We start from the raw sequence: 11,739 nt of genomic DNA, 5'->3' as shown, positions 1-11,739 counted from the left end.
ATAACCGCTGAAAGCATCTAAGCGGGAAACTTGCCTCAAGATGAGATCTCACTGGGATCTAGAATCCCCTGAAGGGCCGTCGAAGACTACGACGTTGATAGGTTGGGTGTGTAAGCGCTGTGAGGCGTTGAGCTAACCAATACTAATTGCCCGTGAGGCTTGACCATATAACACCCAAGCAATTTGAGCGAAAGCCAGATTGCGGTGGTGAAGACGAAAGAACCGAAGATTCGTAACATCACAAATATCGCATATCCGAATTCGCTGGGCTGTCCAACAGGACATTCTGGCTACAGAATTTCTTGACGACAATAGAGCATTGGAACCACCTGATCCCATCCCGAACTCAGTAGTGAAACGATGCATCGCCGATGGTAGTGTGGGGTCTCCCCATGTGAGAGTAGGTCATCGTCAAGATTCATTTCGCAAAACCCCTATCTGCGCGAGCAGGTAGGGGTTTTGTCTTTTAGCTCAGAAAATTTCAAGCTCTACAGGGGTAGCACCATCCCCAAGACGCGCGCGTAGGCTGCCAGGCACCGTTGATCACATCAAGAATGTAGATCCCTCCGTACCCTGCTGCTGAGCTTCAAGATACGCCCGCAATTCTCTGAACTGCTGCCCAACCGTTTGCACCACATAGTCCCAGAATGCCGGGTTATCAACGGTTTGCGTGACCACCTGGATGGGCAAAAACCGCCTCATCTCGTCTTGGAAGTCCCGCTGCGTCAGCGTCAGCGCCAAGCTCGCCACTCTCTCTCCTCCTTGTTCCAGGAACAGCGCCGCCGTAGTCACATGGTCGCGCAGCTTGCGCTCCAAGAGTTCAAAGGCAGGTGTCACTGCTCGCTGCTTGAGCCAAGTGAGGTCCCACAGATCACGGTTTTTGATGCGTCCTTGACGAAGGACAAAAGCCAGCAACTTGTCGACAAAGATTTCTTCAAGACTCTCGGCGTTGACGATCAAACCGTCGGTCCCCATGTCGATCCCATATGGATTCAGCAAGGTCATCGGTTTGCGCTGGTAGGACGGGATCGCACAGATATCGATATGGATTTTCTGCGCCGGCAGGTTGCGCGCCTCAGGGCGGGTTTGGATGCGTAGCTTCCATGTATCGACGTTGCCTTCATCTCGGGTGGGTTCGCTGACCTCTACCTTCAGCCCATATTTTTCGTTCAGTTTCTCAATGAGATCTTCCTTGAGTGCGGAAAAGTCCTCCCGCTTGAAGTGCGCACCGCCGGTGAAGTCGAGGTCTTCGCTGAGTCGCCTTGAGCCGTAGCAGGTCCGCAAGCACGTGCCACCAATAAAGCACAGGTTCTTCAATAAACCGGACTCGCTGAGTATGCGCATGATGTCGTGATGGAGCAGTTCCTTCTCCACTACCACTTGCAGGGGGGCAAGCTCCGGTGTGTTGCTCAGGGCTTGCTGGACGAGCTGGTCAAACAAGTTCATTGGCGATTTCCCAGTTGATCAGGTCGAGGTTGCGTCTGGTTCGTTTCATGTCCGCCAGCGCCAGGGTAGGCCTGGCACGCCACATCCGGCAGCGTTCGTCATAATCAAGCTGGCCTGCAAGCTCGCTGGCTTTGCGCGTGGTATGAATGAATTCGAGGGTGCCGAATGAGCCGCAGCGTATGGACTGGCTTCGTCCGGAAGACATGACGGTAAGCCAATTCATCGGGAGTTGGGATATCACCCCAGCGTCGCTCAGGGCCGACTCCAGGCTGATGTAGTTAAGATTATCCGCACGTAGGCGTGCCGCGGCGTGGTACAGGACCAGCCCTGGATTGGGTTTTACCGGTGTGTAGAGGTAGAGGCCCCGGCACAGTCTGATCAACTGATTATCGTTGGCTGCTCGGCTCAGGAGCGCGCGGTAGGCACTGCTGGACAACTCTGGGAGCAACCCGCGCATATCTGCTGGAGTGAATAGATAACGCTGCGGGGTCGCTAGCTGCTGTAGCCCTTGATAGAGGCGCCGCAGAGGCTGAGTTGGCATGGCAGTGGCTCGACAGATAATCTCTATAGACGCAACTTAGTGTAGAACCAAGGTGAGGTCATTGCACAGAAAGTTTCACATTGTGCAACTTAGTGTGTAGAGATTGTCTGGCAAAGCGGGAGCAGAATCCGATTTTGCAGTGTGGGCTTCATGGTTAGGGTGCAGTGAGATGCCGATCTAACCGCTAAATCCCACGCACAAAAAAACCGACCATAAGGTCGGTTTTTTCTGGATTTGGTGCCCCGAGGGAGACTCGAACTCCCACTCCTTTCGAAAACGGATTTTGAATCCGCCGCGTCTACCAATTCCGCCATCAGGGCGTGTGGCGCGCAGTATAGAGAGGCTCAATCACTCGGTCAATCGGCTTTCATGGTGAATTTTCACGCATTGGGCTAAACTTTGCGGCCCTGTCGAACCGAACACAATCATGCGCGTCGCCGATTTTTCCTTCGAACTCCCCGATTCCCTGATCGCCCGCCACCCACTGGCCGAGCGCCATGGCAGCCGACTGCTGGTTCTAGACGGACCGAGCGGCGCGCTGGCACATCAGCAATTCACCGACCTGCTCGCGTACCTGCGCCCCGGCGACCTGATGGTGTTCAACAACACCCGGGTGATCCCGGCGCGGCTGTTCGGCCAGAAAGCCTCTGGTGGCAAGCTCGAGGTGCTGGTCGAGCGCGTGCTCGACAGCCACCGCGTGCTGGCCCACGTGCGCGCCAGCAAGGCGCCCAAGGTGGGGGCGCAGATCCTCATCGATGGCGGTGGCGAGGCCGAGATGGTCGCGCGCCACGACACGCTGTTCGAGCTGCGCTTCACCGAAGAAGTGCTGCCGTTGCTCGACCGGGTCGGCCACATGCCGCTGCCACCCTACATCGACCGTCCGGACGAAGGCGCCGACCGCGAGCGCTACCAGACGGTCTATGCCGAGCGTGCCGGCGCAGTGGCTGCGCCCACCGCGGGCCTGCACTTCGACCAGGCGCTGCTCGACAAAATCGCCGCCAAGGGCGTCGAGCGCGCCTTCGTCACCTTGCACGTTGGCGCGGGCACGTTCCAGCCGGTGCGGGTCGACAAGATCGAAGACCACCACATGCACAAGGAATGGCTCGAAGTCAGCCAGGACGTGGTCGATGCGGTCGAGGCCTGTCGCGCACGCGGTGGGCGTGTCGTCGCAGTCGGCACCACCAGCGTGCGTTCGCTGGAGAGCGCGGCGCGTGATGGCCAGCTCAAGGCGTTCAGCGGCGACACCGACATCTTCATCTTCCCGGGCCGGCCGTTCCATGTGGTCGACGCCCTGGTCACCAACTTCCACCTGCCGGAGTCCACGCTGCTGATGCTGGTCTCGGCCTTCGCCGGTTACCCCGAGACCATGGCTGCCTATGCGGCGGCGGTCGAGCAGGGGTACCGCTTCTTCAGTTACGGTGATGCCATGTTCATCACCCGCAATCCGGCGCCACGTGGCCCCGAGGATCAAGCATGAGTCGCACCTGTCGTATGTCCTTCGAACTGCTGGCCACCGACGGCAAGGCCCGTCGTGGCCGCCTGACCTTCCCCCGTGGCACGGTCGAGACCCCGGCGTTCATGCCGGTCGGTACCTATGGCACGGTCAAGGGCATGCTGCCGCGTGACATCGAGGCCACCGGCGCCGAGATCATCCTGGGCAACACCTTCCACCTGTGGCTGCGCCCGGGCACCGAGGTGATCAAGAAGCACAACGGCCTGCACGACTTCATGCAGTGGAAAGGCCCGATCCTCACCGACTCCGGTGGCTTCCAGGTGTTCAGCCTGGGCGCCATGCGCAAGATCAAGGAAGAGGGCGTGACCTTCGCCTCGCCGGTCGATGGCTCGAAGGTGTTCATGGGCCCGGAAGAGTCGATGCAGGTCCAGCGTGACCTGGGCTCGGACATCGTGATGATCTTCGACGAGTGCACGCCTTACCCGGCCGAGCATGACGTCGCGCGCACCTCGATGGAGCTGTCGCTGCGTTGGGCCCAGCGCTCGAAGAACGCCCACGGCGACAACACTGCGGCGCTGTTCGGTATCGTCCAGGGTGGCATGTACCAGGACCTGCGCCAGCGCTCGCTGGAAGCCCTGGTCAACATCGACTTCGATGGCCTGGCGATCGGCGGCCTGTCGGTCGGCGAGCCCAAGCACGAAATGATCAAAGTGCTCGACTACTTGCCCGACATGATGCCGGCTGACAAACCTCGTTACCTTATGGGGGTAGGCAAACCCGAGGATCTTGTGGAGGGTGTGCGCCGCGGCGTCGACATGTTCGACTGCGTGATGCCGACGCGCAACGCGCGCAACGGTCATCTGTTCATCGACACCGGGGTGATCAAGATCCGCAACGCGTTCCATCGCCACGATGATTCGCCGCTGGATCCGACCTGCGACTGCTACACCTGCACCAACTTCTCCCGCGCCTACCTGCATCACCTGGACAAGTGCGGCGAAATGTTGAGCAGCATGTTGAATACGATCCATAACTTGCGCCATTACCAGCGCCTGATGGCCGGTTTACGCGAGGCTATTCAACAAGGTAAATTGGCCGCCTTTGTCGACGCCTTCTATGCCAAACGCGGGCTTCCTGTGCCGCCTTTGGACTGACTGTCTATTACCGTTTGCCAACCCAATACGTTGCAACATAACAACTGGAGTGTCACATGAGCTTTCTGATCCCCGCCGCCTACGCGGACGCCGCCGCCCCCGCCGCTCCTATGGGTGGTGGTTTCGAGTGGATTTTCCTGGTCGGCTTCCTGGTCATCTTCTACCTGATGATCTGGCGCCCACAGGCCAAGCGCGCCAAAGAGCAGAAGAACCTGCTGGGCAACTTGCAGAAAGGCGACGAAGTTGTCACCAACGGCGGCATCGCTGGCAAGATCGTCAAGGTTTCCGATGACTTCGTGGTACTCGAAGTGTCCGACACCGTTGAACTGAAGTTCCAGAAGGGCGCCATTGCCGCGACCCTGCCAAAAGGTACGCTCAAGGCCATCTGAGTTACCGGTTTTATTTTTCCAGTCGGGGCGCGCAACGCGCCCCGCGTCTTGAACGGGCGGCGTGATGCTGAACAAATACCCTCTGTGGAAATACGCACTGATCGTGCTGGTACTGGCGATCGGTTTCATTTATTCCGCTCCCAACCTCTACCCGGATGATCCGGCGGTGCAGATCAGTGGTGCGAGCTCCGCGCTGCAGGTCAGCCAAGCCGATCTCGATCGCGTCAGCAAGGCGCTGTCCGAGGCCGGTATCACCGTCAAGGGCGGTAGCCTGGGCGAGAAGGGCAGTGCGCTGGTGCGCCTGACCAACCAGGAAGACCAACTCCCTGCCAAGGATGTGGTGCGCAAGGCACTGGGCGATGATTACGTCGTGGCCCTGAACCTGGCCCAGACCACCCCGCAATGGCTGCGTAACCTGGGTGCAAGCCCGATGAAGCTGGGTCTCGACCTGTCCGGTGGTGTGCACTTCCTGCTCGAAGTGGACATGGACAAGGCCATGAGCGCCCGCATGAAGGTCTACGAAGGTGAAGTGAAGACCCTGTTGCGCAAAGAGCGCATCCGCTACCGCAGCCTGCCTCAGCAGGACGGCGGCATCATGCTGGGCTTTGCTGACGATGCAACCCGCGACCAGGCCCAGGGCCTGCTGCGCAAGAATTTCTCCGATTTCGACCTGACCACCACCGAGCGCAACGAGCTCGCTGTGCTGCGTCTGGCGCTGACCCCGGCCAAAGTCGCCGAGATCCGCGAATACTCGATCAAGCAGAACCTGACCACCGTACGTAACCGGGTCAACGAGCTGGGCGTCGCCGAGCCGCTGGTTCAGCGCCAGGGCGCCAACCGCATCGTGGTCGAGCTGCCAGGCGTGCAGGACACTGCCGAAGCCAAGCGTATCCTCGGCAAGACCGCCAACCTCGAGTTCCGCTTCGGTGCCGAGCCGGGTGCGTCCAAGGCCACCACCGAGATCTTCGAGTTCCGTGAGGGCGGCCGTTCCGCGCCGGTCGAGCGTGGCCTGATCATCACCGGTGACCAGGTCACCGACGCCCAGGCCAGCTTCGACGAGCATGGCCGTCCGCAGGTCAACATCCGCCTCGATGGCCATGGCGGCGAACTGATGAGCCGCGCCACCCGCAGCAACGTCGGGCGCAGCATGGCGGTGATCTTCATCGAGCAGAAGCCGGTGACCCGCTACGTCAAGCAGACGGTCGACGGTGTCGAGAAGGAAGTGGCGGTACAGAGCTTCCAGGAAGAGAAGAAGATCATCAGCCTGGCGACCATCCAGTCGCCGCTGGGCAGCCAGTTCCGCATCACCGGCCTCAATGGCCAGGGTGAGTCGTCCGAGCTGGCCCTGCTGCTGCGTGCCGGTGGTCTGGCCGCGCCGATGTACTTCGCTGAAGAGCGCACCATTGGCCCAAGCCTGGGTGCCGACAACATCACCAAGGGTGTCGATGCGTCGCTGTGGGGCATGCTGTTCGTCTCGCTGTTCATCATCGCCATCTACCGTGGTTTCGGCGTGATCGCCACCGTTGCCCTGACCGGCAACATGATCCTGCTGCTGGCCCTGATGTCGCTGCTCGGCGCCACCCTGACCCTGCCAGGCATCGCCGGTATCGTGCTGACCATGGGTATGGCGGTCGACGCCAACGTGCTGATCTTCTCGCGGATCCGCGAAGAGCTGAAAAACGGCATGTCGGTCCAGCGCGCCATCCACGAAGGCTTCAGCCGTGCCTACACCGCGATCATCGACGCCAACCTGACCAGCCTGCTGGTCGGCGGTATCCTGTTCGCCATGGGTACCGGCCCGGTCAAGGGCTTCGCGGTTACCATGTCCCTCGGGATTTTCACCTCGATGTTCACCGCCGTCATGGTGACCCGCGCAATGGTCAACCTGACCTGCGGCGGGCGTGACATCAAGAAGCTGTGGGTTTGAGGGAATAACCATGAAAACCATCAACTTCATGGGCGTGCGCAACGTTGCGTTCGCCATCACTGTCCTGCTGACCGTACTGGCGTTGTTCAGCTGGTGGCAGAAGGGCCTGAACTTCGGTCTGGACTTCACCGGCGGTACGCTCATCGAGCTGACCTACGAGCGTCCGGCGGATCTCAAGGCGGTGCGTGCCGAGCTGGTCGAGTCGGGCTTCCACGACGCCATCGTGCAGAGCTTTGGTGCGACCACCGACCTGCTGGTGCGCATGCCGGGCGATGACCCGCAACTGGGCAGCCAGGTCGCAGCGGCCTTGCAGAAGGCTGGCGGCGACAACCCGGCCACCCTCAAACGCGTCGAGTTCGTCGGCCCGCAAGTGGGTGAGGAGCTGCGTGACCAGGGTGGCCTGGGCATGCTCCTGGCGCTGGGCGGCGTACTGATCTACCTGGCGTTCCGCTTCCAGTGGAAGTTCGCCGTGGGCGCGATCGTCTCGCTGATCCACGACGTGGTCGTGACCGTGGGTATCCTCTCGTTCTTCCAGATCACCTTCGACCTGACGGTGCTGGCGGCGGTGCTGGCGATCATCGGTTACTCGCTCAACGACACCATCGTCGTCTTCGACCGGGTACGTGAGAACTTCCGGGTGATGCGCAAGGCGTCGTTGATCGAGAACATCAACGTCTCCACCACCCAGACCCTGCTGCGGACCATCGCCACCTCGGTGTCGACCTTGCTGGCGATTGCCGCGCTGCTGATCTTTGGTGGCGACAACCTGTTCGGCTTCTCCCTGGCACTGTTCATCGGTGTCATGGCCGGTACCTACTCGTCGATCTACATCGCCAACGTGGTGCTGATCTGGCTGAACCTGAACAGCGAAGACCTGATTCCACCGGTCAAGGCTGAGGGTGTGGACGACCGTCCGTAAGGATTCGTCCTACGCCGTTTGGCGCAAAGAGAGCCGCGAGTGTTGAACTCGCGGCTTTTTTTTTGCTCCAAGGCTGGGAGAAGCGCGGGCTATGGCCCGCCGGTACGATCAGGAGGTTCACGTGAATAAATCAATGCTGGTGGGTGCGGTGCTCGGTGCTGTCGGTGTCACTGCCGGGGGTGCTGTGGCGACCTACAACTTGGTCAACAAAGGCCCTGAGGTCGCCCAGGTGACTGATGTGCAGCCGATCAAGCAGCAGGTGAAAACCCCGCGTGAAGTGTGCAAGGACGTGACCGTGACGCGCCAGGCGCCGGTCAAGGACCAGCACCAGATCGCCGGTACCGTGGTCGGTGCCTTGGCGGGTGGTCTGCTGGGTAACCAGATCGGCGGTGGCACCGGCAAGAAGATTGCCACGGTGGCCGGTGCGGTCGGCGGCGGTTATGCCGGTAACAAGGTGCAGGAAGGCATGCAGGAGCGTGACACCTACACCACCACGCAAACCCGCTGCAACACGGTCAACGACTTGAGCGAGAAGGTGGTGGGCTACACTGTGACCTATTCGATTGGCGACAAGGTCGGCAAGGTGAAGATGGACCACGAGCCGGGTTCGACCATCCCGCTGGATGAGAACGGCAAGCTGGTGCTGAGCCAGGCGCAGGCTGGGCAGTAAGCTGCGCAGGCATAAAAAAAGCACCCCGAGGGGTGCTTTTTTTTGTCGCCGAGATTCGCCTTAGCGTTTCAGCGAGTGCGGCACGTGCGGCTGGATAGCGGTCAGCACGGCTTTGAAGCACTTGATGTTGCCGGCAACGATATGGCCCTTCTCAAGGAAGTCATGACCACCGTTGAAGTCGCTCACCAGGCCACCGGCTTCTTGCACCAGCAGTACGCCTGCAGCCATGTCCCACTCGGACAGGCCCGACTCCCAGTAGGCGTCGAAGCGGCCAGCAGCGACATAGGCGAGGTCCAGGCTGGCGGAGCCGGCGCGGCGGATGCCGGCGGTCTGGCCAGTCAGGGCGCGGAACATGCCCAGGTAGTTGTCGAGGTCTTCCATCTGGTTGTCGCGGAACGGGTAGCCGGTGCCCAGCAGGGCGCCTTCGAGGCTGGTGCGCGAGCTGACGCGCAGGCGACGGCCGTTGACCTGGGCGCCACGGCCACGGCTGGCGGTGAACTCTTCCTGGCGAACCGGATCAAGCACTACCGCGTGCTCCAGGCGACCACGGTATTTGCAGGCGATGCTGACTGCGAAGTGCGGAACGCCACGCAGGAAGTTGGTGGTGCCATCGAGCGGGTCGATGATCCACAGGTAGTCTTTGCCTTCTTCGCCCGAGCCTGCATGGAAGCCAGTCTCTTCACCCTGGATCGAGTGGTTCGGGTAGGCCTTACGCAGAGCATCGACAATTTTCTGCTCGGCAGCACGGTCAACCTCGGACACGTAGTCCTTGGCGTCCTTTTCGTCGACCTTGATGGTATCCAGGCGTTCGATGGAGCGGAAAATCAGTTCACTGGCGCTGCGAGCAGCGCGCAGGGCGATAGTCAGCATAGGCTGCATGGGCGGTTCACCTGGAGATGTTAAAGAAGAAAGCCGGCCATTTTAGCAGAGTTTTTTGACGACAGCAGCGCCGCATTTGCTTTCATGGCGTTACGTCTGTCGGTTCTGTAAGATTGATGGCCCTGATATCAGCCTTTGAGAGCACCACACCGTGCTGCAGAATATTCGTGTTGTTCTGGTCAATACCAGCCACCCCGGCAACATCGGCGGCGCTGCTCGTGCCCTGAAAAACATGGGCTTGTCGCGCCTGGTGCTGGTCCAGCCGCTGGACTTTCCCGCCGCTGACGCCACGGCTCGCGCCTCCGGTGCCGATGATGTGCTGAGCGGTGCCCAGGTGGTCGCGACGCTGGAAGAAGCACTGGTCGGCTGCAGCCTGGCGATCGGCACCAGTGCCCGCGACCGCAGCCTGCCGTGGCCGATGCTCGACCCGCGCGAGTGCGGCGGCAAAGCCGTCGAGCGCGCCGGCATGGGCGAAGAAGTCGCCCTGGTGTTCGGCCGTGAGCACGCCGGCCTGACCAACGACGAACTGCAGCGATGTCACTTCCATGTGCACATTCCGTCCAATCCCGACTTCAGCTCGCTGAACCTTGCCGCCGCGGTCCAGGTGCTCGCCTACGAGGTGCGCATGGCCTGGCTGGCGGCCGAGGGCGCGCCCTCGAAAGTCGAGAAGGCGGTAGACGCCAGCGAGCTGGCGACCCTGGACGAAATGGAACGCTTCTACGACCACCTGGAAAAAACCCTGGTGGACATCGCGTTTCTCGACCCCGACAAGCCCAAGCATCTGATGGCGCGGCTGCGCCGGTTGTATGGGCGCAACTCGGTCGAGCGTACTGAAGTGAGCATATTGCGCGGCATCCTCACCGAGACCCAGAAGGTCGCCCGGGGCGAGTCGCATAAGCGGAAGGATTGATCGATGTTCGAACGTCTGCGGGAAGATATTCAAAGCGTATTCCATCGTGACCCGGCGGCACGCAACGCCTTCGAGGTGCTCACCTGCTACCCGGGCATGCACGCGATCTGGCTGCACCGTCTCGGCAATGCCCTGTGGACCCGTGACTTCAAGTGGCTGGCACGGCTGGTGTCGAACTTCGGTCGCTGGATGACCGGTATCGAGATCCACCCGGGTGCGACGATTGGCCGACGCTTCTTCATCGACCACGGCATGGGCATCGTCATTGGCGAGACCGCCGAGATCGGCGACGACGTCACCCTCTACCAGGGCGTGACCCTGGGTGGCACCAGCTGGAATAAAGGCAAGCGTCACCCGACCCTGGAAAACGGCGTGGTGGTGGGGGCCGGGGCCAAGGTGCTCGGCCCGTTCACCGTCGGTGCCGGGGCCAAGATCGGCTCCAACGCCGTGGTCACCAAGGCGGTGCCGGCTGGCGCCACCGCGGTCGGCATCCCGGGGCGGATCATCGTCAAGAGCGAAGACAGCGAAGTCGAGGCCAAGCGCAAGGCCATGGCCGAGAAGATCGGCTTCGACGCCTATGGTGTCAGCGGCGACATGCCCGACCCGGTGGCGCGCGCCATCGGCCAGATGCTCGACCACCTGCAGGCGGTCGACGAGCGCCTCGAAGGCATGTGCGGCGCGCTGACCAACCTGGGCAGCGATTATTGCGGCAAGGAACTGCCAGCCCTGCCGGACGAAGACTTCGTCGAGGTCAAACAGGCGGCGCAGAGCGACACGCAGCCGCATTGACAGCACCCGGTCATCTGGGGCGTGTGCTCACGCCCCTTGTCTGCTACACTCGCGCACGCCCTCCGAGTACAAACCCGACTAAAGCAGTAGGTCTTATAGTTGACTTAAATGCTCGGGAATTGCATACTCGCACACATCCTGTAACTCCCGTGGTACCCATACGCCATGCGACTGACTACCAAAGGCCGATACGCCGTGACCGCCATGCTCGACCTGGCACTGCACGCGCAGCATGGGCCGGTGTCTTTGGCCGACATTTCCGAGCGCCAGGGCATTTCCCTCTCCTATCTGGAGCAGCTGTTCGCCAAGCTGCGCCGCAGCAGCCTGGTTTCCAGCGTGCGCGGCCCAGGTGGCGGCTACCAGCTGTCGCGGAGCATGGAAACCATCCAGGTGGCCCAGGTCATCGATGCGGTCAACGAATCGGTCGATGCCACGCGCTGCCAGGGCCTGGGCGATTGCCATGCCGGTGACACCTGCCTGACCCACCACCTGTGGTGCGACCTCAGCCAGCAGATCCACGAATTCCTCAGTGGCATCAGCCTGTCCGACCTCGTCATGCGCCGTGAGGTGCAGGAAGTCGCCCAGCGCCAGGACCTGCGTCGTGTCGCGGGCCGATCCGCCCAGTTGGACAAGATTGAGACGTCCGCCGTCGACTGAACCGT

The 11,739-nt window shown here is 61.2% G+C and carries 12 protein-coding genes, 1 tRNA gene and 2 rRNA genes; 11 read left to right on the top strand and 4 right to left on the bottom strand.

Features of this window, described 5'->3' with window-relative positions:
* Together CCOS865_RS24330 and rrf are read left to right on the top strand one after the other, a co-directional pair.
* Window positions 1-167 (top strand): 23S ribosomal RNA (locus tag CCOS865_RS24330); the annotation flags it as partial.
* Window positions 168-301: 134 nt separating this feature from the next.
* Window positions 302-417: ribosomal RNA gene (gene rrf / locus CCOS865_RS24325) — 5S ribosomal RNA — on the top strand.
* Window positions 418-543: 126 nt separating this feature from the next.
* Here the strand turns inward: rrf and CCOS865_RS24320 are convergent.
* From CCOS865_RS24320 to CCOS865_RS24310, 3 genes are all read right to left on the bottom strand, one after another.
* Window positions 544-1,446: a nucleotidyl transferase AbiEii/AbiGii toxin family protein gene (locus CCOS865_RS24320; RefSeq protein WP_119145667.1), complete on the bottom strand. Its 903-nt coding sequence runs from the start codon at window positions 1,444-1,446 to the stop codon at window positions 544-546.
* Window positions 1,433-1,987, bottom strand: coding sequence for a type IV toxin-antitoxin system AbiEi family antitoxin (gene abiEi, locus CCOS865_RS24315; protein ID WP_119145665.1), 555 nt, complete (start codon window positions 1,985-1,987; stop codon window positions 1,433-1,435). Before abiEi ends, CCOS865_RS24320 begins: the two co-directional genes overlap by 14 nt.
* A gap of 235 nt (window positions 1,988-2,222) precedes the next feature.
* Window positions 2,223-2,307: transfer RNA gene (locus tag CCOS865_RS24310), tRNA-Leu, on the bottom strand.
* 107 nt (window positions 2,308-2,414) lie between these two features.
* Here CCOS865_RS24310 and queA point away from each other — a divergent pair.
* The 6 genes from queA (at window position 2,415) to CCOS865_RS24280 (ending at window position 8,499) form a co-directional block, all read left to right on the top strand.
* Window positions 2,415-3,464, top strand: coding sequence for a tRNA preQ1(34) S-adenosylmethionine ribosyltransferase-isomerase QueA (gene queA, locus CCOS865_RS24305; protein WP_119145663.1), 1,050 nt, complete (start codon window positions 2,415-2,417; stop codon window positions 3,462-3,464).
* A gap of 14 nt (window positions 3,465-3,478) precedes the next feature.
* A complete protein-coding gene (gene tgt / locus CCOS865_RS24300; protein WP_167469103.1) occupies window positions 3,479-4,594 on the top strand; it encodes a tRNA guanosine(34) transglycosylase Tgt in 1,116 nt (371 codons plus the stop codon).
* A gap of 56 nt (window positions 4,595-4,650) precedes the next feature.
* Window positions 4,651-4,983, top strand: coding sequence for a preprotein translocase subunit YajC (gene yajC, locus CCOS865_RS24295; protein WP_119145660.1), 333 nt, complete (start codon window positions 4,651-4,653; stop codon window positions 4,981-4,983).
* Window positions 4,984-5,047: 64 nt separating this feature from the next.
* Window positions 5,048-6,910 carry a protein translocase subunit SecD gene (secD, locus tag CCOS865_RS24290; protein ID WP_119145658.1) on the top strand — a complete coding sequence of 621 codons (1,863 nt, stop codon included), beginning with the start codon at window positions 5,048-5,050 and terminating at the stop codon, window positions 6,908-6,910.
* Between the two features lie 10 nt (window positions 6,911-6,920).
* Window positions 6,921-7,829 carry a protein translocase subunit SecF gene (secF, locus tag CCOS865_RS24285; RefSeq protein WP_119145656.1) on the top strand — a complete coding sequence of 303 codons (909 nt, stop codon included), beginning with the start codon at window positions 6,921-6,923 and terminating at the stop codon, window positions 7,827-7,829.
* A gap of 121 nt (window positions 7,830-7,950) precedes the next feature.
* Entirely contained in the window at window positions 7,951-8,499 is a 549-nt protein-coding gene (locus tag CCOS865_RS24280) for a glycine zipper 2TM domain-containing protein (protein ID WP_119145654.1), read from the top strand.
* Between the two features lie 60 nt (window positions 8,500-8,559).
* Here CCOS865_RS24280 and suhB read toward each other — a convergent pair whose 3' ends face one another.
* Window positions 8,560-9,378, bottom strand: a complete 819-nt coding sequence (gene suhB, locus CCOS865_RS24275; RefSeq protein ID WP_119145652.1) for a type III secretion system regulator SuhB — start codon at window positions 9,376-9,378, stop codon at window positions 8,560-8,562.
* A gap of 151 nt (window positions 9,379-9,529) precedes the next feature.
* On the opposite strand from suhB, the gene trmJ reads away from it, so the two are divergent.
* From trmJ to iscR, 3 genes are all read left to right on the top strand, one after another.
* The gene (trmJ, locus tag CCOS865_RS24270; RefSeq protein WP_119145650.1) at window positions 9,530-10,288 is read left to right on the top strand and encodes a tRNA (cytosine(32)/uridine(32)-2'-O)-methyltransferase TrmJ; all 759 of its coding nucleotides are present in this window, start codon (window positions 9,530-9,532) and stop codon (window positions 10,286-10,288) included.
* 3 nt (window positions 10,289-10,291) lie between these two features.
* On the top strand, window positions 10,292-11,077 hold the full coding sequence (gene cysE, locus CCOS865_RS24265) for a serine O-acetyltransferase (protein ID WP_119145648.1): 786 nt from the start codon (window positions 10,292-10,294) through the stop codon (window positions 11,075-11,077).
* Window positions 11,078-11,242: 165 nt separating this feature from the next.
* Entirely contained in the window at window positions 11,243-11,734 is a 492-nt protein-coding gene (gene iscR, locus CCOS865_RS24260; protein WP_119145646.1) for a Fe-S cluster assembly transcriptional regulator IscR, read from the top strand.
* Window positions 11,735-11,739: the final 5 nt, after the last annotated feature.

This window comes from Pseudomonas reidholzensis, from assembly GCF_900536025.1.
Taxonomy (GTDB): Bacteria; Pseudomonadota; Gammaproteobacteria; order Pseudomonadales; family Pseudomonadaceae; genus Aquipseudomonas; species Aquipseudomonas reidholzensis.
The sequence above is the reverse complement of the archived record's forward strand: the minus strand, read 5'-3'. Positions and strand labels throughout refer to the sequence as shown.

What these genes read in the sequence shown, in the direction of transcription:
- suhB (WP_119145652.1), bottom strand. Translation starts at nt 9,378, where the DNA reads ATGCAGCCTATGCTGACTATCGCCCTGCGCGCTGCTCGCAGCGCCAGT.
- secF (WP_119145656.1), top strand. Translation starts at nt 6,921, where the DNA reads ATGAAAACCATCAACTTCATGGGCGTGCGCAACGTTGCGTTCGCCATC.
- queA (WP_119145663.1), top strand. Translation starts at nt 2,415, where the DNA reads ATGCGCGTCGCCGATTTTTCCTTCGAACTCCCCGATTCCCTGATCGCC.
- iscR (WP_119145646.1), top strand. Translation starts at nt 11,243, where the DNA reads ATGCGACTGACTACCAAAGGCCGATACGCCGTGACCGCCATGCTCGAC.
- yajC (WP_119145660.1), top strand. Translation starts at nt 4,651, where the DNA reads ATGAGCTTTCTGATCCCCGCCGCCTACGCGGACGCCGCCGCCCCCGCC.
- abiEi (WP_119145665.1), bottom strand. Translation starts at nt 1,987, where the DNA reads ATGCCAACTCAGCCTCTGCGGCGCCTCTATCAAGGGCTACAGCAGCTA.
- cysE (WP_119145648.1), top strand. Translation starts at nt 10,292, where the DNA reads ATGTTCGAACGTCTGCGGGAAGATATTCAAAGCGTATTCCATCGTGAC.
- secD (WP_119145658.1), top strand. Translation starts at nt 5,048, where the DNA reads ATGCTGAACAAATACCCTCTGTGGAAATACGCACTGATCGTGCTGGTA.
- CCOS865_RS24320 (WP_119145667.1), bottom strand. Translation starts at nt 1,446, where the DNA reads ATGAACTTGTTTGACCAGCTCGTCCAGCAAGCCCTGAGCAACACACCG.
- tgt (WP_167469103.1), top strand. Translation starts at nt 3,479, where the DNA reads ATGTCCTTCGAACTGCTGGCCACCGACGGCAAGGCCCGTCGTGGCCGC.